The organism is Ruminococcus sp., from assembly GCF_019423705.1.
GTDB lineage: Bacteria > Bacillota > Clostridia > Oscillospirales > Ruminococcaceae > Hominimerdicola.
Genome location: NZ_JAHZAX010000014.1, coordinates 1 through 23,040, shown reverse-complemented (window position 1 = coordinate 23,040; position 23,040 = coordinate 1). Strand labels below are relative to the sequence as shown.

Here is a 23,040-nt window from a genome sequence, read left to right as displayed (position 1 = left end):
GTCGTCTTTTTTTATCACTAATTTATATCAAAGAATCTTGCTGCCATTTGCGGTGAGCTTGAATTTTGCGCCAAGGACGCCTGCCGCACCTCTGCACATTATCATACGCTGGAGGAAAATGTCGAAATAATCGTACATTGTGCAAATGCTTTCGTCAATCTGCAAATTAAGGGATATGACCTTTTTGTCGGCGTTTATTTTAAGGCTTGCTTCCGTAACGGCGTAATTCACCCTGTCGTGGATATCGAAAGAGGACTTGTCCTTGTTGGAAACTCTGTTGCGGCGCACGTCGGTCTTGTCGCCGATTATCACCGCCGCTGAAACGGGGTCGGTTGCGCCCCCTGTTGACTCATCGTGATTGCCGATACAAGATACTATGGTCACCCTGTCCTCAAGGGGGATATCGAGCTCTTTGAGGATATCGTTTGCAAGTATGGCACCATATTCAGCGTGGTGGGTGCGGTTGACAGCGTTGCCGATATCGTGCATATACCCTGCTATTTTCGCAAGCTCGATAGTGTGGCTGTCATAGCCGAACTCTTTTAATATCGCCGCCGCTCTGTCCGCCACAAGGGTGGTGTGTACCTCCGAATGGTCTGTGAACCCCAGCGAGGTGAGATTGAGGCTCGCCCTTTTTATAAAAGCCTTTATTTCCTTGTTTTTTCTTATGTCCTTGTACGTCATATCCTGCGCCCCTTTTGTTTTTTTCGGTCTTAACTTTTATTATATCACAAGGCCGTGGGATATTCAACTGCGCTGGGGCGATTTTACGTTGATTTTTCAATTGCAGTTTTTTAGACAAAAATATCCCCTGCAAAACTACTGTCTTGCAAGGGATAAATCCTTTTTGTTTGTTAAATAAGTGGACGTCGAGGACGCCGTCCCCTACGCAAAACATATTTTAATGCGGTGGTTTCCAATATCTCAAACGCAGCTTATTCTTCAATTTCATAACGCTGTGCTTGCGGTCGACAAGCTTTTCTGTTAACATCGAAAGCACTCTCAGCTCGTGGGCTGGCAGCTCTTCTTCGCCGTAAATGCACTTTTCCATAAGCTGGTTGACCTTTATGTACTCGCCCTCATAGCCTTGCAGATAAAGGACCCTTGCCGCCGATTGACTGACTTCCAGGAAAGCCCCGTCACCCTCTCGAAATTGTCCGAAACGAACATAGGGAACTTATCATTTCTCCTCAGCACCAGCGCCGCCTCGGGCATATCGCCGAAATTAAGGTCTGGCAAAAGGCTCATAGCCTGTTTTTTTCTGACCCTCATATTCCTCGATTTAAGATATACCACCGCCAGCAATATAACGATGAGAGCGAAGTGCTCCCCCATATTCGTGAAAATATCACTCAAAAATTTCATAAAACATCTCCAGTTGTCTCTTTACATACCTCACACATATCGTTTGATAATTGTTAAAAGATAATTAAATGTACATAATCGCTCATAATAATTATACCATCTGTCATATTTATTGTTAGTTATTAAAAGTAAAGCTAAATAATAAACTTTTATACTATTGCACTTATGTTTTAACAATGTGAAATAAGAACCGCACTAAATACACATTTATCCCTTATATATCCACATTTTCCGCAAAAAAAGAGCCGTTCCCTGCCGCTTTGACAGAGTTCAGCTCTTTTGTATTTAGAATATATCCTGTTTTTTCTTGATATGCCGTCTTATCTGCACCACGATCATAAATATTATGCAGGCAATAAGGAACACGGGCATTATCCAGTTGTGCTCGTTTTCGTCCTCGGCGGACTTCATTTCCGTCCAAAGGGTCTGCATTTCGTGGTTGGCTTCATCAGAAAGGTTCACGAAAACGGTGGTCTTGTCCGCAATGAAATCTTGATCGGGATAGGCCACAGGGTTGTTTTTCACATCGTCGTCAAGCATTTCATACGCCGCAGAGTGTGGCGTTGAGTAGCTTATATAGTCGATATTTGCATAGGCGATATCAGGCTCGCACATAAAGTTTATATACATCTCCGCCGCTTCTTTTTGCTTTGCGGTGGAAGGTATGCACATTGCGTCAACGAAAAGGTTCGTTCCGCTCTTTGGCACAACAAAGTTAAGGGAGTCGTTCTCTTCCATAATTGTAACGGCATCGCCTGCATAATATGGTGCGATAACGGCGTCGCCTGCGCCCATTTTGTCGAATATCTCGTCCATTACATACGCCTGCACAACGCTCTTCTGCTTTGTCAGATCATCGGCGGCCTTTTGAAGCTCCTCCGTGCTTTCGGTATTCAGTGAAAAGCCGTTTTTTATCTCGGCGATAGCGAAAGCGTCACGGGGGTTGTCGAACATAAGAATATTGTCCGCATAGTCCTCATTCCAAAGGATATCCCAGTCGATCTCATCTTCGGGGATATCCACAACGGTCTCGTCATAGATTATTCCAACAGTTCCCCAAGTATAAGGCACGGAATATTCGTTGTCGGGGTCGTATTCAAGGTTTTGGAAATTCGGCATTATATACTTGTAATTGGGTATATTGTCAAGGTCAAGCTTCTGAACCATACCCTCTTTTATCATCTTGTTTATCATATAGTCAGAGGGGATAATGACGTCATACGTCGCCCCGCCGCCTTTAAGCTTTGCGTAAAGCTCCTCATTGGTGGCATAGTTTGTATAATTGACCTTTATTCCCGTGAGCTTTGTGAACTCGGCATTTACGTTCAAAGTTCCCTCGTCAGCGCCCGTGCTGATATATTCGCCCCAGTTGTAAACATTTATGGAAATGTTCTGATCCTTGAAACGTGTGTAATAATCTGGGTCGGATATATTAAGGGTCTGCGCCTCGGTGCTTTCCTCCTCCGCCGACTGCGTTTCATCGCTTTTCGCCGAACAGGAAAACAGCGATATGGACATCACAAAAGAGACCAAAAGTGAAATATACTGTTTTTTGCTTGTGAAAGTTCGTACTTTTCTCACTTTTAAGCCTCCTTCTTTTTGAACTGTCTTGTCTCGATAACATTCTTCACGATAAGAATTATTACCACCGCCGCAAATATTATAGTCGAAAGTGCGTTGATCTCAGGGGATACCTTTCGCCTTGTCATCGAGTATATCGTAACAGGCAAGGTCTGCGAGGTCGAGCCGCTTGTGAAATAGCTTATAACAAAGTCGTCAAGGGAATATGTGAAGGACATAAGAAATCCGCTGACAACACCCGGCATAATCTCAGGCAAAACGACTTTTCTGAACGCCTTGAAAGGGCTGCAGCCTAAGTCCTGCGCCGCTTCATAAAGGTGCGGATCCATTTGACGGAATTTCGGCATAATGTTAAGTATAACATAAGGCACGTCAAAGGTTATGTGTGCGATAAGCAGGGTGACAAAGCCGAACTCAAGGTTCATTCTTGCCGCAAAGAACACGAACAGCAGCATAAGCGATACACCCGTGACGATCTCGGGGTTGATGATCGGCATATTCGTGATGTTCATAACTATTGTTTTCGGCACTTTTCGCATAGAATTTATGCCGATTGCTGCCAACGTGCCAAGTATGGTGGAGATTATACTTGCCGCCACGGCAATGATAATGGTGTTCACCAGCGACGATATGATTATATCGTTCTGAAAAAGCTTTCTGTACCAATCAAGGGTAAATCCGCTGAAAACGCTCCTGCTCTTTGTTTCGTTGAAAGAGAACACTATAAGAACGAATATTGGCACATAAAGAAAGAATATTACAAGGGCGAGATAAAGCTTTCCTAATTTTTTCATATTTATACTTCGCCCCCCCTTAAATAAGCACCTGATCGTCGGGGCTGAACTGGTTCATCACGGTCATAATAACAAGTATTATCACCATAAGCACCAATGATATCGCCGCACCAAGGTGTGGGTTGTAGGAATTTCCAAGGAACTGCATTTCGATAAGATCGCCGATAAGAAGGTTCGAGCCGCCGCCCAACATTCTTGAAATGATGAATGTTGATATCGCAGGCACGAAAACCATTGTTATTCCCGATGTTATACCAGGCAGGCTCAGCGGCACTACCACACGGAATATGGTGGAAAGGCTGTTGCAGCCAAGGTCATTGGCCGCCTCGATAACGCTTTTATCTATCTTCACCATAACGGAATAAAGGGGCAGTATCATAAACGGCAGATAATTATACACCATTCCCAGCACCACAGCCCCCGATGTGTTTATAAGCTTATAAGGCCCAAGTCCCACAAGGCCGAGCAGATAGTTTATCACGCCGTTGTTGCCAAGAAGGGTCATCCAAGCGTAAGTCCTCAGCAGAAAGTTCATCCACATCGGAAGCATTACCACCATAAGCATTGTCGCCTGTTTGTGCTTCTCCATTCGTGAAAGAATGAACGCCACAGGATATGACACCACAAGGCATATGGCCGTTGCAATAACTGAAAGCCATATTGAGCGCAGGAAAATGTTCGCATATTGTCCCACGTCCTGTATATTTCTTATCGTAAAGGTGTTGTCGTTTGTTGTGAAAGCGAAAACTGCGATCATCAGCAGCGGAACAGCAATAAATACCGTCATCCAAACTAGATACGGCGCAGATGTCCATTTCATTTTCATTTCGGCTTATTCCTCGCTTTTTTTCATAATGTGTATGTCAAATGGCGCAACTTCCATTCCTATCATCGTGCCGACAGGTTCGTGCAAAGTGGAATGTATTATCCACTTGTGCTCCATTCCGTCCACGACCATTTCATAATGAACGCCCTTGAAAACAACAGATTCCACAATGCCCGTAAGCTTTGCATTCTGCGGTGGAACTATCTTTATATCCTCTGGACGGATAACAACGTCAACCTTCTCGTTCTTTTCAAAGCCCTTGTCAACGCATTCAAAGCGCTGTCCCGAAAATTCCGCAACGCAGTCCTCGGGCATAATGCCGTTTATGATGTTGCTTTCGCCTATAAAGTCCGCAACAAAGGCGTTCACAGGCTCATTGTAAATGTCGATCGGCGAACCTATCTGCTGGATATAGCCGTTGTTCATTACCACGACTGTGTCGCTCATCGTCAGCGCCTCTTCCTGATCGTGGGTAACATATATAAATGTCAGCTCCAACGCCTGCTGGATTTTTCTAAGCTCCACCTGCATTTCTTTTCTGAGCTTGAGGTCAAGTGCGCCCAGCGGTTCGTCAAGAAGCAGCACCTTTGGCCTGTTGACCAACGCTCTCGCAATAGCAACACGCTGCTGCTGACCGCCCGAAAGTCTTGCTACCGAACGCTTTTCAAAGCCTTTAAGGTTCACAAGCTCCAGCATTTCGCCAACACGGCTCACTATCTCTTTATTAGGCAGCTTTTTCACTTTCAATCCGAAAGCGATGTTCTCATAAACATTAAGGTGCGGAAACAGCGCATAACGCTGAAAAACGGTGTTGACGTTTCTCTTGTGAGGCGGCAGACCGTTTATGCGCTTGCCGTCAAAGAAAACATCGCCGCTTGTTGGCTCAAGAAAGCCGCCGATTATTCTGAGCGTGGTGGTCTTTCCGCAGCCCGAAGGTCCGAGGAATGTCACAAATTCCTTATCCTTTATATCAAGACTTATCTCCTTGAGTATACGCTCTCCGTCCTCAAACTCGACAATTATATCTTTTAAACTAACGATATTTTCCAACAGCGTCTCAACCCTTTCACTTCAATTATTATTCGCATTTTCGCCGTAAATAAGCATAACAGATAAATTATATCACTCTTGTCGCACAATGTCAATGAATAACGAACTTTGTGAAAAAAATCATATGTCTTGTAAAAAAAAGTAAAGCCTCCGCCCCCGAAAGCCTCGGGAACAGAGGGTGATTTAACACTTTTTGCAATTGCAAACTTGCAATTTTTTCGCTTTAGACCTTTCCAAGAAATCTGACGTTAGCCATATTCGTGGTCTTGATCGTGATAAGATTCTCCGCCCTTGAAAGCACCATTGCATCAACGAACGGGTTCATAACGAAATCGCCTGCACGCCTCTTGAGTTTAGGGTGAGCTTCAAGCTTTTCGTGGCTCGGTGTGATAACAATAAGCGGAATGTTGTCTGCCGCACCGAACGGAAAGTTCTTTCCACCGTCCTCATAAAGGTCGATATCAAAGAAGATAAGATCAATGTGCTTCTCTTCAAGCCGCTCCAGTCCGCTGCTTATGGACTGGGCAAAGATAACATCGTACTTTTCGCCGAGTATCTTTTCAAGCTGCTGGCAATTGTCCTGACTTGCGCTCACAACAAGCACATTGGCACGCTTTGAAAACTCTCGCTTTAAGTAGTCCTTGTATTCGTTTATCCTCTCGTCGGTGATCTTTGTGCTCGTTACATCGTGTATAAGCACAATGAGCACAGAGCTCACGTCCGTCTTGCTCACATACTTGAAATGCGCCCGTATCCACATTTTTCTGCCGCCCATATTGTGCATACTGAACACGCAGTCTGATACGTCTCTGTTGTCAACAGCGCTCTGAATGGTATCACTGAGCAGATTCTTACATTCATCGTCAACTGCGTCCAGCATATTATACTTGCCGTACATATCCGCCGCAAAGCCGAACTGAGAGTTAAAAGGCTGGTTCACGCTGACAACTTCCATATGTCTGTCTTTTGAATATTCCACCACCAGCGCAGGCTGAGGAATATTCTCGATAGAAGCTGCCACGCTGTTGTTCTTGTTCCAAATAAGTTCGCTGCTGAAATCGTTCCTGCTCGGCATAATAAATTCCTGCTGCTCTGAGATAAGCTTCCCATAGTCGGCCGCAGGCATAGGCTTTGCAAAGTAAAAGCCCTGAATGTAATCGCAGCCGAGACTTCTCAAAAAGTCCACCTGCTCACGCTTGTCAACGCCCTCTGCGATAACAGGGATATTGAGCCATTTCGCCATTCTGATAACGGAAGATATGATAGTCTCCGCCCTGCCCTCGTATTTCGCCTTGAACATAAATTTCATATCAAGCTTCAGCACGTCCACCATAACGTCTTTAAGTACGTTCAGCGATGAATAGCCGCTGCCGAAATCGTCCATAAGAATGGTGAAGCCCTTTGCTTTCAAATCCCCCGTTATCTTGTCGATCATAACATTGTCATCGGTATAAACGCTTTCGGTTATCTCGATGTTGAAATACTGCGGGGCAATGCCGTATTTCTCCGTCAAGCCCACGATAATGTCAACGATGTTCGGGTTGTAAAGGTTCACTCTTGAAACGTTTACAGACACAGGGAAGAGATTAACGCCCCTGTCCTTCCAGTCTTTGAGCTGTTCGCAAACGCTTTCCCATATGTAAAAATCAAGCTTTGAGATAAAGCCGTTTTTCTCGAAAACCGGGATAAACTCCGCAGGGGATATAAAGCCCTTTGTGGGGTGTATCCACCTTGCAAGCGCTTCCGCACCGGCCGGCTTGTTTGTGCGCACGTCATATTTCGGCTGATAATAAGGCACGAACTGACCGCTTGCCAGCGCCTCGCTCATCTCATTTATGATGTTCTGCTCGTTTTCTATGGAAAACCTCATACGCTCGTCATAGAAAGCATAGCTCTTCATATAATTGCCCTTGACGGTCTTTGCCGCAAGCGCCGCACGGTCGCACATCTGCGCTACAGGAAGCTTTGTGTTCGTGATTATATAAACGCCATAGACCAGCACAACGTTATAATTTCCGCTGTAGCTCTTCATCTTGTTTATGGCTTCATCGAGCATTTTCTCCGTGCTCTCTCGGCCGAGATACGGCGTTATCATTCCGAAAACGTCCGCCTCAACACGTCCAAAAACAGTCTTTTCGCTGTTTATCGAAAACTCTCGCACGCCCTTGGCAAGGAATTTCAGCAGATTGTCGCCGCCCTCAACACCAAAGAAAGAGTTTATAAGCTTGAACCTGTCGATATCGACACGCAAAAACGCAAACTGTGTGTCGGGATTAGCGTCTATAAGCTTTTTGCCCTCGGCAAAGAACTTGCGCTTTGTATAAACACCCGTGAGAGTGTCGTAATTATTGAGCCTGTGGAGCTGTTCCATAAACGGCATTTGACTTCTTGCAATGACGTTTTTTATCCTCAGCTTGATTATATCCAAGTCATAAGGCTTTGAAACAAAATCCCACGCCCCCGATTCGAGAGCCTTTTTCTCGCTTGCTCTGTCTGATTTTTCAGTAAAAACGATAACAGGTATCTGCGAAAGCTTCTTGCTCTGCTTCATAACATCCAAAAGCTGATATCCGTCCATTTTCGGCATAAAGATATCAAGAATAACAGCGTCTACCCTATTGGCCGAGTCTTTCAGAATTTTGAGCGCCTGCGCTCCGTCAACAGCTTGTCTGACGATGTAGTCGTTTTTCAGTATCTCGTACATAAGCTCACGATTGATCTCGCTGTCATCGACTACAAGTATAGCTTTCCTGTCGTCCTTCAAATCAGACACCTTCTTTGGTATAATATTAACATAGTCCAAACTGCTGACTACAGTGGTGACAGGCTATGCTTATTTTGATATAATAAGAAGGTAATGGACTGACGGCACCCTCTTAGAACTAAGCGTTCGTAATAGAAAGTGTCAGCCGTCTTCTTGTTATAAAATTCGATTAAGCAGGCTTCTATTTATACTTCCTATCATTCAACAGACAATATCTATCAAGCGTCATAATCCGATAAGAACAGTATATATCCTGCATAAAACATACTGCACTACGTTATATTATACTACAAACCTTATCAAAATGCAACAGCTTTTTCATATTTTAAAAAATTTTATATCTATTTTTAAATAAATGTTGCGTAAATAGTAACCGTTTTTTTTGAAAAATGTTAACCAAACAGCGCTCCGTGAACGCACTTTCGTCAACTTCGCACAAAAGACCGACAGACTTATATCACAAAGTCCGCCGATCTTTTGACAATATCATCTTATTTTTTGACGGTAACGCTGAGCGCCTTGCTGTATGCGCCGTAAACCTTTTTGCCGTCGATAGTCTTATAGGAACGCACCTTTACATAATACTTTGTGCCCTTTTTAAGGCTTGAAACAGTCTTTGAAAGCGTGCTGTTCTTTGTGATAGTCGCCGTGCCCTTGTTCTTTGTGAACTTGCTGTCTGTGGCATAGAATATCTGATATCCGCTTGCCTGACTGTCCTTTTTCCATTCCACCTTGAGCTGGCCTGCCTTTGGCGTTGTCGCCTTGCTGATAGAAGCCGTCTTAGGCTTGATCTTGAAAGTAACGGTCTTTTTGCCCGAATAGCTTCCCTTGCCTGTGATGGTGACAGTCGCCTTGCCTGTGTTGGTGTTGTTCTTGTATGAGACTGTGTAATCAGTACCATTCTTGAGTGTCTTGCCGCTGTATTTAACAGTAACGCTCGGCTTGATAGCCTTTCCTGCGTATACCTTGTCGCTGATAGAGCTTACAGACGCCTTTGTGAAATTGTACTTGATAGCGAAAGTTTTCTTGACAGTTCCGCCGTATTTGCCCATACCTGTGGCAGTAACAGTCGCCGTGCCAACAGAAACGTTCTTGCTGTACGAAAGCCTGTAATCCTTGTTTTTAGTCAGCTTTTGACCATTAAGCGTCAAAGTCATCGAAGGCATAATAGCCTTTCCTGTGTGATAATAAGTAGCCGAAACGCCGCCTATTTTTGCGCCCGAAATGTTCACAAGCTTAGCCTTTATGTCGCTCTTCTTTGTCGCCTGACAATTTTTGCACTTGTATGTTGTGTAGCCCTCTGCGCTAAGGGTCGGCGCAACAGTCTTGTCCTTTGCCCAGCTATGACCCTTTGCAGTAATGCCCTGTGTCTCGGTCTTTCCGCAGTTTGCGCAAACTCTTGTCATAACGCCTGTCTCTGTGCAAGTCGCAGCCTTTGTTGTCGTCCAATTGCCGAAGCTGTGTCCCTTTGCCACAATGACTGTCTGCACCTTTATAACAGTTCCGCAAACGGAACAATGTGAGCCCTCTGTCTTGCCTGCCGCCGTGCAAGTAGCCGCAACGGCTTTATCTGTAACAATAGTGTGTGAAGTCTTTGAAATAGTCTTAGTCTCAACTGTTCCGCAAGTCGAACACGTTCTTGTCATTGTGCCCTCGGCTGTGCAAGTTGCGGCCTTTGTGGTCGTCCAATCGCTAAAGCTGTGTCCCTTAGCTGGGATAACAGTTTGCGCCTTTATAACAGTTCCGCAAACGGAACAATGTGAACCCTCTGTCTTGCCTGCTGTGGTGCAAGTTGCTTCAACAGCCTTGTCGATAACGATAGTGTGCTGATTTGCAGGGATAGTTTTTGTTTCAACAGCTCCGCAGACTGTGCATTTTCTTGTAAGAGTTCCGCCTGTTGTACAGGTAGCACCTGTCTTAGAAGTCCATTCACTAAAGATGTGTCCCTTTGCCGCAATGACTGTCTGCGCCTTTATAACAGCTCCGCAAACGGAACAATGTGAGCCCTCTGTCTTGCCTGCCGTAGTGCAAGTTGCCGCAACGGCTTTATCTGTAACGATAGTATGCGAAGTCTTTGCGATAGTCTTTGTCTCAACAGTTCCGCATACTGAACACTTTCTTGTCATTGTGCCTTCGGCTGTGCAAGTCGCAGCCTTTGTTGTCGTCCAGCTACCAAAGCTGTGACCCTTTGCGGCGATAGTTTCCTGTACAGTCTCGCCGCACTTTGTGCAAGTCTTTTGCAATGTGCCCTGCGCCGTGCAGGTAGGCTGTTTTGTTACAACTGAATTGCCATAGCTATGCACGCAGCCGCAAACGAAATTGTAAGTTCTTGCAACTGACGGATTGTATGTAGGATAAATTTTCACGCTCAGCGAGCCTGTTTTCTTGAAGGTCAGCCTTCTTATATCCTGAACATAGCCCGAAAGCTTTTCTATCTTTGCAATGCTGTTGTCAGAAAGTTCGATAGTGTATTCCGTATTGTCATAAGGCCAAATGTCAACATTGTCGCCAACTTCAAACTGTGTTTTCTGCGGATTGCTCCAATAATTTGTAGCTGAAATGTCAGTTCTCCAATATACCACCGTCGAGGTCGGGACTGTGAACTTGTTCACATATCCGCATACTTTGCAAGTCTGTGTAACATTGCCGTCAGTCGCAGAGGCATATTTTGTCTCATAATCGTGGCCGTTCTGAATTTCAACTGACTTGTGATCGTCAAGGTTTGAAACGTTTACGGAATTGAATGTGACATTGCCGTTATCCCATACATACCAAACCGCTCTGCCATTTGCGATAACAGGCTGACAGTCTGAAAGGCTGCCCTTGAATGAATGTATCGAGCCTGTCATTTTGCCCTCAGCGTTAAGCTTGACGTAATTTACTTCATCGTCTCTTGCCCAAAACAGCAGGAAATTATTGTCGTCTATCTTCACAAGCTGAGGCGTTGAAGCCGAATCTGTGCCCTCTGCGTAAGTTGTTATCTTATTGAGAGTGTTTGTGCTCAGGTCTCTCGATACCGCAGAAACATAAACGTTTCTCGTCTTTGAAGTGTCGATAAGATCGAGGTCAACAGTATTCTGCGCCACGATATAGCTTGATGATGATACCTCAAAACCGCCTATTGAAGCGCCTGTGTAGTTGTAATTTGCAGCATAATCGGGATATGCCACAACGTCCATATATCCGCCCTTTTCATAATAGCTCGGGAAGAATTTGCCCGTTGTGAAATCGGTCTTGTATTTCACAAGCGCCGCAGAACGTGGGTGAGCGTCTCCGTGATCGACTGCAACGATATTATTTCCGTCAGTTCTGATAAACTGATTGAAAGAGTGGCTGACATATCCGTAATTGACGTTCATAACCCCTGTGTATGAATCCGTTATCGTCATTGACGGCATATCAACTTCGATAGTGACATTAGCCTGATGATTGAGCCCGTCGCTGGTCTGATACATTTCGTGGCAAGTTCTGATAAGAAGATGATCGCCGCTGTGGGTCATTCTTGCCGAGCCTGCGTCAAATGGAACTGTGGTGTTTGCGCCGTAAAGGCCGCAGGACTTTATCTTATTCCAATTCTTGTCATACTTTGTTATGCGGAACACTTCGAGAGAATTGTTCTCATTTGGATTGTTCTGACCGCTGAGGACGTAATAATTATCCCCGGAATCATAAAATGCGCCGAAAACAGGCAGCTCGTTATCAACAAGCTTTGTGCTCAACAGGTTGAAATTCTGATCGTAATATTCAACAAGCAGCTTTCCGCTGACAGCCCCGGCCTGCACCCTAATATAATTTCCGTTATCGCAAACAGAAAGATATGATCTAACAGTCGAGGACCACTTGTAATAATCCTGTGCATTGACATTGCTGCCCGAATAAGTCGTGCATTGCGCCGCAGCAAATGTATCGACCGTGCCGACAGAAGCGGCAGCGGATACAGCCAGAGTGCCGGAAAGTAAAAAGCTAAGTAATTTTTTCTTCACATTAACCACATTAACCAAAATTAATCACTCCGTACAAAAATAATCAAACTTAAACGTTTCTATATGTAATAATAGCACAATTGGTGTTAGTTTGTCAACAAAACTGAACTGTTCGGCAACTAATTTGTGCAATAGTGCAAATTAATTTTAGTTTTTTTGTGTAACTCAATGATTGTTTAGACACAAATCGTTACCTTTCGGCAATGCCTAAATTTAGGTGACTATTTAGCTGTTATATTGTGGATAGATATGCGTTGTGTTTATTGTTTTAAATTAACAACTTATAACAAATTTCAAACTGTCGCAATCGCAGCAAATCAACGGGCGAACAATGTCCGCCCCTACCAAAAACAATGCATTTACAAGATCTGCCGTGTGATACCGATATCACAAAAGATTCAGTTTGTTTCACATTTTGTCCTGCCGATACAAATATTTGTCTTTGCCCATATCCTCTAACCAAAAAGAATGTGAGACCGATACCACATTTGTTGCAGTCGATTTCACATTCTGTGTTTGAGTTTCATATCATAGAATTTCAGTTGCCGCTCGGCAATTTGATGTCGCAAAGGGCAATGTCCTCGCCCGCTGAACACTCTGCGATGATATTGCCCGAAGGGTCGGCGGTTAGGCTTCCGCCGAAAAGTTTCAGCTCTTCAAACTGCCCGAACATATTCACCGAGCAGAGATAAACGCCGCTCTCCTTTGCGTGAGAGGTGGTCATTTCCTTGAAAAGCGCCTTGTCCTGCTCTCTCCAAGCGCAGAGGCAAAGCACCAGCTCTGCGCCCATTTTGGCACATTCCGCCGCAGGTTCGGGGAAATTATTGTCAAAGCATATTATCACGCCAACCTTGCCAAAACCTGTTTCCACCGTGATATAGCCGCCCTCAGAGGTGAAAAACTTCCCCTCGTCGCCGAACATATGCTGTTTACTGTAAAAATAAGCCTGCCCATTTTTGTCGGTGAGAACTGCACCATTGAGTATGCCGCTCTGCCCACGGAGCATTACCCCTGCGCAGATCGCAACGCCCAGCTCTTTTGAAAGCTTTCTCAGCCTTGTGACAGTCTCGCCGTTTTTCTCCTCGCAAAGCTCGTCAAGGTGCTCCCCCAGCGCAGGCAGATAATATCCGCAGGCGAAAAGCTCGGGCAGGCACATAATCTGTCCGCCCTTTGCCGCCGCCATTCTTATAAGCTCTTCCGCCCTGTCAAGGTTATACCCCTTGTCAAGCAGCTTTGAAGCCGTTTGTATCATCGCAAGTCTGACTTTGCTCATTTTATCACTCCCACTCATAACAATCTCAAAACTGTTCTGCTACGCAAAAGCAGCAAACCAACGGGCGAACGCTGTTCGCCACTACACTAATTGTAGGGGACGGCGTCCTCGACGTCCCACTTGTTTCGGACTTTCTCAACAAGATGCGGGCGACCAAAGGTTGCACCTACAACTTTACAAAAACAGCTTCACCGCATTATTGCACACAAGTTCAAAGCTTTCTATCGGCGTAAATTCCAGCGGCGAATGGCTTTTTCCGCCGACGCTTGGCATAAATATCATCGCCGTTGGGATAACGTTTGCGAAGGCCTTTGCGTCGTGGCCTGCCCAACTATAAAGCTCCATTGTTTCGGGCATTTCAAGGGCTTTTATCGCCGATATCATATCCTTGTCAAAAAGCTTCACGGGTGTAAAGGTCTCGGCGGTTATCTCCGTCTTTACGCCGTAGCTTTCTTCAAGGCTCTTCACAAAGGCTTTGAACTCCTCCGCTGTGGCTTTTGAAAGGCTGTCGTCCGCTGAACGATAGTCTATCACAAGCTCGGTCTCGCCGGAGATAACGTTGTGGATATTCGGGCTGTTGTGAAGTCTTGCGACTGTGCAAACAAGGTCGCCGCTGTTTTTCTGACCTGTTTCCCAGACGTGGGTTATAAGCGCCGCCGCTGCCGCAAGTGAATCCTGTCGGCCTTTCATAAGGGTAGGGCCTGCGTGGTCTGAACTGCCTGTGAACTTCACGAAAATCCTGCCAATACCAACAACTCCGCAGACAATTCCAGCCTGCTTATGCTCAGTTTCGAGGACGTTTCCCTGCTCGACGTGAATTTCAAGCCAACTTCTGTAACAGTCCTTTGCCCAGCCGCAGTCGCCGCCGAAGGTGATATCCTTGAACAGTCTGCAATGGGCTTGCAAATCGGCGATATTTTTGCCTTCGGCGTTGCGAAATTCAAGGCATTGCTCTGCTGAAAGATCACCCGTCATAAACCTTGCGCCGAAATAGCCCTTCTGACAGATCGCACCCTCTTCATCGGCTGTGGCGATGACTTCGATAGGGTGCTTTGGCGCAATGCCGTTTTCGTGGAGCATTGACACCATTTCCAGTCCGCACACAATTCCTGCAACGCCGTCATACTTGCCTGCGTTTTTCACGCTGTCAAGGTGTGAACCCACCGCAAAGGGCTTTTCATTGCCGCCCAAAGGGTCGTAACGGCCGATGAGATTGCCGAAGCTGTCCATTCTGCAAGTCATTCCTGCCGAAGCAAATTCCTTTTTGAGGTAGTCCACGGCGTCTGCCCAAGCGGCGGAATAAGTCCGCCTTGTGATCTCGCCGTCGATCTCGGTGAATGAGCTTATCTCGTCTATCCTGCGCTGCATTCTGTTTTTATTTGACAAAATTGACAAAAGAGCATTCTGCATAATAATTCCTCTTTTCTAAATCACTTTGTATTTGCATATTCCCAAACTTTTTCGCCGCCGACATACAAAGCTTCCACCCTGCTGTGAAGCTCTGTTTTGCCGTATATCACCCCATTGTGAGCGGCCTTTGTCAGCATATTTTTCTCGTTCATTTTGTATGGCTGACAGTTCATATCCAGCACCGCAAGATCAGCCTTGAAGCCCTCTTTTATAAGCGCTTTGTCCCATATGCCAAAGCGCTTGCAGGCGTTGAATGAGCTTAGCTCCGCCGCTTTTTCTATGGTCAGCCTGCCCATTTTCACAAGCTCCAAAAGCAGCCGCAGGGACATTTCAATGCCCGCAAGTCCGTCCGCCGAAGCCCATACCGAACCATTTGGCGCTTTCTCTTCTGCGGTGAAAGGTGCGTGATCGCTGCCGAGATAGAAGAAGTCGCTTTTTGCCACGATATCGAGGAGCTCGTCACGGTTCTGTCGGCTTCTGAAAGGCGGCTTCATTCTGGCGTATCCCCCTTGACACGCCATATCTTCATCGCAGTAAAAAAGATAATGCAAAGTTGTTTCGCCGCAGATATCCACCCCACGCTCTCTTGCGGCTGTGATGAGCTTTGCCGCCTGTGCTGTGCTGACGTGGGCGACGTTGACCTTGCAGCCCGTTTTTTCTGCGCACCTTATGGCGGTCTCGACAGCCTTTATTTCGGAGATATCGGGGTGGGAGCGGAAATAAGCCATTGCGCCCTCTGCTCCCTCGGCTTTGAGCCTTGCGGTCTCACGGGTTATGGTGTCATAGTCCTCGCAATGGATAGTCAGCGAAAGGCCTGTTTGCTTCACCGCCGCCATTATCTTTTCAAGCGACTGCTCGTCGGGAGCGCAAAGTCCCACAAATTCACGTTCTCTGCCTTTCAGCGGCGGATTCATAAAGGTCTTGAAGCCCACCGCTCCGCATTCCGAAAGTTGGGGAAGTTTATCAAGATTGTCAAAGCCTGCTCCTGCATACATTCTGAAATCTGTTATACTGTCACGGAGCATTTCAGACTTGCGCTTTTCAAAGGAAGCCTTATCCACCACGGGGTGCTTGCCGCCGGGCATTTCAAAGAACGTTCCAACGCCCCCGGAAGCCGCAGCAGTCGAGCCCGAGCGGAAGTCCTCACGATAGGCAAATCCGCCGCCCCTTATATGGGTGTGGGTGTCGATCATCGCAGGGATAACAAGCCGCCCCGAAAGGTCTGCGCTTTGCTTTGCTTCACGAAGCCTGCCACTTTCGGCGACCTGTGTGATGATTCCGTCCTTTACGCCGATATCAGCCGTTCTCGTGCCGTTTTTGTCGCAAAGCTCTGCGTTGAGTATATTAAGATCGTTCAAAGCTGTCATTTTCTCATCTTCTTAATTTCTTACTTTTTACTATCTCACTTCTTTACCATTGTGATTGCGCCGACTGGGCAGATCTGCGAGCAAAGTCCGCAGCCATCGCACTTTTCCTTGCTGCAAAAGGCTTTTTTGTCTTTATCTTTGATATCTATTGCGCTGTAACCATTGTCTGCGCAGCTTATCTTGCACTTTCCGCAGCCTATGCACTTGGACGTATCGACGCAGGCGCACATTTTATATGCTCTGTCAAGCTGGTTGTGCTTGACGATATTTGCAAGAGCCTTTCCGCAGAAGTCGGAAATAGTTTCATAGCCCGACTTTTCCATAAACTCTATAAGGCCTTTGGACATTTTATTTACAATACCGTAGCCGCTTTCCATTACCGCCGAGCAGACCTGCAAAGTCGTCGCACCGACGGCGATAAATTCTGCGCAGTCGTGCCAATCGTATATGCCGCCTGTTGCCGATATCGGCAGGCCTGTTGCCATTGAAAGCTGCGCAACGCTTCGCAATGCTATCGGCTTCAAAGGTCGGCCGCTTAGTCCTTGAAATGCGCTCTTGCCGTCAACGCTGTTGAATGGCACCATTGTTTCAAGGTCAATGCCGGGGAGTGAGCTTATGGTGTTTATCGCCGTCAGCGCTCTCGCTCCGCCACGTTTTGCCGCAAGGCCCTTTGAGGGAAGATCGGCTGTCAGCGCTGTGAGCTTTGGCATAACGGGCTTTGAAGTGGTGGAAGTCACCCAGCCCACTACCTTTTCGATCATCTCGTCATTTGCGCCGATAGCAGCTCCGCCGCCGCTTTCCGCCTGTCCGTGAGAGCAGGAAAGGTTCAGTTCAAAAGCGTCCGCACCTGCCTGATCGAAGGCTGTGGTGAGCTCTTTCCACTCGCTTTCGTGGAGCTCGTCGGAATGGATAAGGCTTGAAATGACTGTCTTTTCGGGAAATCTTTCTTTCAGCCAGCGTATACCCTTGACAAATTCCTCGATAGTTTTCGGGCTTCCGATCTCGAAATTCGTGAAAGCTTCTATCTTTCCGTTTCTTTTTACCGCCCTTATCCTCGGGTTGACGTTGCGCTTTATGAACCTTGGTGAATACTGTGCGGTCTTTAAAACTGCGCCGCCCCAGCCTGCTTCAAAGGCTCTTGCGATCTGATCGAAATTTGTTGTTGGCGGTGCGGAGGCAAGGACGAAGGGGCTATCCAGTTCTATCCCTGCGAAATTCGTTCTGAGTGTTGCTGACATATATCTCAACTCCAAATACTATAACTTTGTTTTCATTTTTTAGATATCTGACGGCTTATATAATCGTCAAATTCCTGCAAGATCTCCTCGGTGGACTTTTCTCTGTCGTCCATCATAAGGCCGTATACAGGCGGCGCTTCAAGTCCTCTGTCCGAAAGCTCTCCCAGCAGTTCTTCCATAAAGATACCCGGCTTATCCACCAGCACCCTTGGGACTTCTTTCGGTCTGCCGCCCCAATCCTCGCAAAAGCTGGACTTTGTTATGCCGCAGCTTGGCGAGCCGTCGCAAGTTAGAATGGCGGTGACTTCATAGCCGACCTTGTAGTAGTTCGCAATATAATCTGCCGTTTGTGCTGCAAGCTGTCTGCAAAGGTGGCGATAGCCTGCGTTGTCGTAAAGATTGCGGCTTGTCCACCAGCGCTGGTTGCCCATATGCAAAACCTCTGGACAGGGCATTTGCATAACGCCGAAGCCGTATTTATCGAGTATCTTCACCACATCGGAGAACATTCCGCTGTATCTTGCAAATTCAAACACCTTGTTATTGGCGTTCAGCAGGCAGTTTGAAACAAAAACGATCTTTTTACTGCGCTTATCTTCTTTGTGCAAAGTTTGCAAAGTTGTTTTGGTCTCTGCCATAAAAATTCTTCTTTCCTGCTTTATTGTTCATTATTCAGCCCCTTTGTGAGCCGTCTCTTCCCATAGGCAAGAGTGGAAGAGACAGCTCGGGCTGTATATATTTCGGGGGAATTTAGCTTATTGATACAATAATTACTTCAGACCTTCAACGGCTGCCTTCCAGTAGCTATCGTCATAGACCTTTGCAGGCTTTTCCTTGATGATATCGAACTTGAGGCAGGCGTCAACAGTTGAACCGATCTTGTCGTCGCCAAGTCTGAGCATTTTCTCGGCTTCTGTGCCGTCGGGTGCTGCAAGGGAAGCAACTTCCTTTGCAGAAGCCTTCTGATGATCGAGTGTCGTACTGCTCTGATCTACATAGTTACATACGATCTCGGCTGCGGCCTCGGGGTCTGTGCAGGCGTCTGACCAGCCCTTCATAGATGCTCTCATAAAGCCTTCGATAAGCTTGTCGCTGCCGTCCTGTGCTGCCCAATCTGTGTTTGCGATGATAGCGTCCTCAAGCATTCCGCAGTCGTAATCTTCAAAGTTGATGACGTTGATCTCGTCCTTTGAAAGTCCCGATTCCTGCAATACGATATACTCGTTGTAGATGTTTGCGCTTGCAACGTCGATCTCGTCATTGAGAAGTGCGTCCATTGTGTAATCTTGGCTGACGATCGTGCAGTCCTTATCCTTATCAAGGCCTACCTTATCAAGGAGCGAATAGATAGGATAATCAGCTGTGCCGACCCAAGCGCCGATCTTCTTGCCCTTCAAGTCCTCAGGGGTCTTGATACCAGATGAAGCCTTTGAGCAAAGCATAAGAGAGCCTTCCTGGAAAACCTGTCCTACTTCAACGATAGGATAGCCCTGCTCTTCATATGGAAGCAGACCATACAGGTTTGCGATACCGATATCGGCAGCGCCAATGGATACCTGCTGTGCAGAAACGATATCGCTTCCGCCTGAGATGATGTTAAGGTCAATGCCCTCGTCCTCGTAATAGCCCTTTTCATATGCCACATAGAAGCCCATAAACTGAACGCTCGGCAGCCACTTTAGCTGGAAATCGACTGTTGTAAGGGTCTTGCCGTTCTTTGTTACTGTGGCGTTGCTTGAACCCTCGGAGCTTCCGCAGGAAGTAAGGCCTGCTGAAAGAAGGATACCTGCTGTCAGGGCGGATAATGTTTTCATCAATACTTTTTTCATAATTAACTCTCCTTAAAAATTTAAAAATAATATTTGGTTGTTTTTATAGTGTTTAAGTTCTAAGAACTTTATGTTTAAAAGAACTTTATGTTTGAAAGAACTTTATGTTCTTTGGGATGCGTGCCATTTAAGTGCGACACGTTCGATTATCGAAATGATTGCGTACATAAACACGCCGCAGAGGGTAGCAACTAGGATATACGCCCAAGCAACGGACATTTGCGAAAGCTTTATCGAAGCTGTGAGCTGATAGCCTATGCCCTTGTAGGAAGTGAAAAACTCGCTGCATATTGCGGACATAAGTCCTGTGGTGGTGCTGACCTTCAAGGCTGTGAGCATATAAGGCAGGCAGTTCGGGAGCTGGAGCTTGAAAAAGGTCTCCACCTTTCCTGCTGCGCATATCTGCATAAGGTCTTTTGAGAATGGCGGAAGCTCCGTCATACCTCTGTAAGCGTTCAGCGTCATTGAAGCCATACTGAACACCGCAACGACTGCGACCTTTGAAGCCATTTCCATTCCGAACCAGTTGTTCATTATGGAAGCCATTGCTATCATCGGGATAGCGTTCACGGCGGTGACAATGCTTATTCCGCCAACGCCAAGCTTTGGAAAAGCTGCGGCGAATACTGCGATGACAAAGCCGATAAGAGAGCCCACCAGTATGCCGACGACGGCTTCTTTGAGCGTCCACACCGTATTTGACATTATTACTGAGAAATTCTCATTAAGGGTGCGGATAATATCGGATGGGTAGGAAAGCTGATAGGGCTTCAAGCCAAGGAGATAATGAAGCCCTCCCTGCTGCCAGGCGAAAACTATTATCACGCCCAGCACAAGCGCAAGTATCAAATCCTGCGTCTTTTTCCAAAGGCGTTTAGCTTTTGTCATTGCTCCGCACCTCTCTTTCTCTTAAAATTTTTGAATGTGATAACTCCCGGCGTTGTGAGCTTTTCGATAAGCACCACGAGCAGGTATGTTGAGATACCCATAAGTGAAGCCATTACGACGGAAGCCCAGAAGTTTATTGCGCCTGTTGCGCCATAGTAGAGTGAGCTCAGTATCTTAAAGCCGATACCCTCGCTTGAACCCATCATTTCCACCAGCACCGCTGCTGTTACGGCGCTCGGTGCGGCAAGCTTCAAGCCTGTGAAAAGATACTGTCTTGAAAATGGAAACATAAGCTTTGTGTAAACTGTGATACGCCTTGCGGCAAGTATCCTCATAAGGTCTTTCTTATCGTTGTCAACGCTTCTGAGACCTTGATACATATTCACCGCAACGGGGAAAAAGGTTATGAACGCCGCAAGGACTGTTCTTGACATTCCCGAATCCTTTACCACCGTGTAAACTATCGGCGCAAGGGCTAGTATCGGTATCATCTGCAAGACGATCATATAAGGAAGAATCATCTTTTCAAGAGACTTGTGAAAGCTCATAAATATCGCAATGCAAATGCCTATGATCGAACCTATTGCAAAGCCTTGGAGCGCTTTTGTGAACGTGAACATTACCGCTGAGAAAAGGCTGTCAAAATCGGTTATGATCTTTGCTATCACCGAATGAAGGTATGGCAGCTTTTTCACCGCCATAGGGTCTTTGAGCACCTTGTCAAGATAGAATGCGATGAATTCCCACAACCCCATAAGAAGCGCAAGACAGACGATGATAGAAATGGTCTTGTTGGTTTTCTTTTCTTTCACATTTGTCACACTCCTTCAAAGCAGCCTCTGATATGCTCCACAAGTGCGTTGCATTCGGGGGTATAGCGCATTTCCTTTCTTCTCGGTCTCGGAAGAGTTATATCCACCATTGCGGAAAGTCTGCCCGGGTGAGGTGAGAACACCGCCACCTTATCGGAAAGATAGACAGCTTCCTGTATGTTATGGGTGATGAAGATAACGGTCTTGTGGGTCTGTCTCCAAATTTTTAGGATATCGTCGTTGAGCTTTTCTCTTGTGAACTCATCGAGGGCGGAAAAAGGTTCGTCCATTAAAAGTATCGGTGGGTCAAGGGCTAAGGCTCTTGCGATACCGACACGCTGCTGCATACCGCCGCTGAGCTGATATGGATAATGGTCGGCGTAATCGGTAAGGCCGACAAGTTCAAGCACTTCGTCGGAGCGCTTTTTCTGCTCTTTCTTGCTCATCTTTTGAAGCTCCAGCGGCAGGCAGATATTTTTTCTCACCGTCCGCCAATCGAACAATACTGCGCTTTGGAACACCATTCCGAAAGAGTGGCTGAGACGTTCCTCTCTCGGGGTATATCCGCTTATGATGACCTCGCCCTGTGTCGGCTGCAAAAGGTCGCAGATTATTCTGAGCATTGTGCTCTTGCCGCAGCCCGACGGGCCAACGAGGGAGATAAAATCGCCTTTATCAATGTTAAAGCTGACATTTTTAAGCGCCTCGGTGGGTTCGCCTTTGGCGTTGAGATAGGTCATACTGACGTCCTTGATAAGTATTTGCGTCTTCAAACAAAACAACTCCTTCTGAATAAAAAGGGCGCAGAGGAAATCTGCATTGCTGCGTTTTTCCTTCTGCGCTCCATTGCGTAGTCTATTATTTAGTGTTTAGCCTGCGTCGTTCACAAGCTTCATAAGCTCTGACATATCTGTCTGAGATTCCAATGTTTCAACGAATGAGATTATCTTTTCAGTTCTCTCGGGGTCTGTATAAACTCTGTTTGCAAGAGTTCTGAACTTGTTCTTTACGTCCTCGAATGTAACAGGGTTTCTCCAGTCGCCCTTTGGGTCGTCGATAACTGATTCATACTCTGTGCCGTCCTTCATCGTGATCTTTACGGCGCTTGAATAATGTTCAGGATATCTTGCCTCAAACTCTGGGTCTTCAACGACTGTTGTTGAAGCGATAAGCTTCTTTACCAGCGGATCATCGATATACTTGACATCAAACTCATCGACTGTTACCTTGCCATTTACGAAGGCGATAGCTGCTTGGAACGGCATACTGAACTGGAGGTCAACGATATTCTTAGGGTGCCACTTGCGCTCTTCTGCAAGAAGTCTCATTGTATACTTTGATGAGCGTATCTCGATCTTTTCGATGTCCTCTGCCTTTGGGTGGTGCTTTGCGACGATATCAAGGCAAGCGTCAAGATGTCCGCCGGAATAACGGCAGCAAGGATAAACCTTGATACTTGATGAAGCAAATTCCCACTTATCGCCCAAGCCCTCTGTGATGAACTTTGTATCGAAATGATCGTAATAGGAATAAGCGTGGAGGATACCGTCCTTGCCCTCATAGATATCTGACGGGCCATTGAAGCCCTTATCGGCAAGATATGCGGCGATTATAGCGTTCATTGCTGGGTGGCCTGCCTGAAAACGCTTTGTGAAAGAACCCTCAGAGTTCCAAGCCATAAGACCTGCGACGGTGCTTCCTGCAATGCCTTGAACGTAAACTGTTTTCTGCTCGTCAAAGCCCATAAGCTTTGCAGCGCTGACAGCCGCACCCATTGAACCGCAGGTGCTTGTTGGGTGGAAGCCTTGATAATACATATCGCCGAGGTATGCGCTGCCAAGTCGACATACGACTTCGTTT

19 protein-coding genes are annotated in these 23,040 nt (G+C 46.4%); all 19 read right to left on the bottom strand.

Annotation, left to right across the window (positions count from 1 at the left end):
• Nucleotides 1–27: 27 nt before the first annotated feature.
• Nucleotides 28–684 carry an HD domain-containing protein gene (locus tag QZ371_RS10750; protein WP_295212776.1) on the bottom strand — a complete coding sequence of 219 codons (657 nt, stop codon included), beginning with the start codon at nt 682–684 and terminating at the stop codon, nt 28–30.
• A 217-nt stretch (nt 685–901) separates the two neighbouring features.
• Nucleotides 902–1,051, bottom strand: coding sequence for a hypothetical protein (locus tag QZ371_RS10745; RefSeq protein WP_295212770.1), 150 nt, complete (start codon nt 1,049–1,051; stop codon nt 902–904).
• Nucleotides 1,052–1,065: 14 nt separating this feature from the next.
• Nucleotides 1,066–1,365, bottom strand: a complete 300-nt coding sequence (locus tag QZ371_RS10740; protein WP_295212761.1) for a hypothetical protein — start codon at nt 1,363–1,365, stop codon at nt 1,066–1,068.
• Nucleotides 1,366–1,650: 285 nt separating this feature from the next.
• Entirely contained in the window at nt 1,651–2,946 is a 1,296-nt protein-coding gene (locus QZ371_RS10735) for a spermidine/putrescine ABC transporter substrate-binding protein (protein WP_295212756.1), read from the bottom strand.
• A gap of 2 nt (nt 2,947–2,948) precedes the next feature.
• Nucleotides 2,949–3,740, bottom strand: coding sequence for an ABC transporter permease (locus tag QZ371_RS10730; RefSeq protein WP_295212751.1), 792 nt, complete (start codon nt 3,738–3,740; stop codon nt 2,949–2,951).
• A 19-nt stretch (nt 3,741–3,759) separates the two neighbouring features.
• Entirely contained in the window at nt 3,760–4,566 is an 807-nt protein-coding gene (locus QZ371_RS10725; protein WP_295212747.1) for an ABC transporter permease, read from the bottom strand.
• A 6-nt stretch (nt 4,567–4,572) separates the two neighbouring features.
• Nucleotides 4,573–5,619 carry a spermidine/putrescine ABC transporter ATP-binding protein gene (gene potA, locus QZ371_RS10720; RefSeq protein WP_295212963.1) on the bottom strand — a complete coding sequence of 349 codons (1,047 nt, stop codon included), beginning with the start codon at nt 5,617–5,619 and terminating at the stop codon, nt 4,573–4,575.
• Between the two features lie 220 nt (nt 5,620–5,839).
• The gene (locus QZ371_RS10715; protein ID WP_295212740.1) at nt 5,840–8,380 is read right to left on the bottom strand and encodes an EAL domain-containing protein; all 2,541 of its coding nucleotides are present in this window, start codon (nt 8,378–8,380) and stop codon (nt 5,840–5,842) included.
• 491 nt (nt 8,381–8,871) lie between these two features.
• Nucleotides 8,872–12,381, bottom strand: coding sequence for a fibronectin type III domain-containing protein (locus tag QZ371_RS10710; protein WP_295212732.1), 3,510 nt, complete (start codon nt 12,379–12,381; stop codon nt 8,872–8,874).
• 520 nt (nt 12,382–12,901) lie between these two features.
• Nucleotides 12,902–13,636 (bottom strand): carbon-nitrogen hydrolase family protein, encoded by a 735-nt coding sequence (locus QZ371_RS10705; protein ID WP_295212724.1) that lies wholly within the window; start codon nt 13,634–13,636, stop codon nt 12,902–12,904.
• A 174-nt stretch (nt 13,637–13,810) separates the two neighbouring features.
• Nucleotides 13,811–15,046, bottom strand: a complete 1,236-nt coding sequence (locus tag QZ371_RS10700; RefSeq protein ID WP_295212717.1) for a Zn-dependent hydrolase — start codon at nt 15,044–15,046, stop codon at nt 13,811–13,813.
• A 20-nt stretch (nt 15,047–15,066) separates the two neighbouring features.
• Complete coding sequence (locus tag QZ371_RS10695; RefSeq protein ID WP_295212710.1) at nt 15,067–16,413, bottom strand: dihydroorotase family protein; 1,347 nt, start codon at nt 16,411–16,413, stop codon at nt 15,067–15,069.
• Between the two features lie 35 nt (nt 16,414–16,448).
• Nucleotides 16,449–17,651, bottom strand: a complete 1,203-nt coding sequence (gene preA, locus QZ371_RS10690; RefSeq protein WP_295212703.1) for an NAD-dependent dihydropyrimidine dehydrogenase subunit PreA — start codon at nt 17,649–17,651, stop codon at nt 16,449–16,451.
• A 32-nt stretch (nt 17,652–17,683) separates the two neighbouring features.
• The gene (locus tag QZ371_RS10685) at nt 17,684–18,289 is read right to left on the bottom strand and encodes a CD3072 family TudS-related putative desulfidase (protein WP_295212696.1); all 606 of its coding nucleotides are present in this window, start codon (nt 18,287–18,289) and stop codon (nt 17,684–17,686) included.
• A 132-nt stretch (nt 18,290–18,421) separates the two neighbouring features.
• The gene (locus QZ371_RS10680; RefSeq protein WP_295212690.1) at nt 18,422–19,480 is read right to left on the bottom strand and encodes an ABC transporter substrate-binding protein; all 1,059 of its coding nucleotides are present in this window, start codon (nt 19,478–19,480) and stop codon (nt 18,422–18,424) included.
• A gap of 102 nt (nt 19,481–19,582) precedes the next feature.
• Nucleotides 19,583–20,368: an ABC transporter permease subunit gene (locus QZ371_RS10675; RefSeq protein WP_295212684.1), complete on the bottom strand. Its 786-nt coding sequence runs from the start codon at nt 20,366–20,368 to the stop codon at nt 19,583–19,585.
• Nucleotides 20,365–21,180, bottom strand: a complete 816-nt coding sequence (locus tag QZ371_RS10670) for an ABC transporter permease (RefSeq protein WP_295212678.1) — start codon at nt 21,178–21,180, stop codon at nt 20,365–20,367. Before QZ371_RS10670 ends, QZ371_RS10675 begins: the two co-directional genes overlap by 4 nt.
• Nucleotides 21,181–21,185: 5 nt before the next feature.
• Nucleotides 21,186–21,920, bottom strand: a complete 735-nt coding sequence (locus QZ371_RS10665; protein WP_295212936.1) for an ABC transporter ATP-binding protein — start codon at nt 21,918–21,920, stop codon at nt 21,186–21,188.
• Between the two features lie 129 nt (nt 21,921–22,049).
• Nucleotides 22,050–23,040: MmgE/PrpD family protein (locus tag QZ371_RS10660; RefSeq protein WP_295212671.1), on the bottom strand; the 991-nt coding region annotated here is incomplete at its 5' end.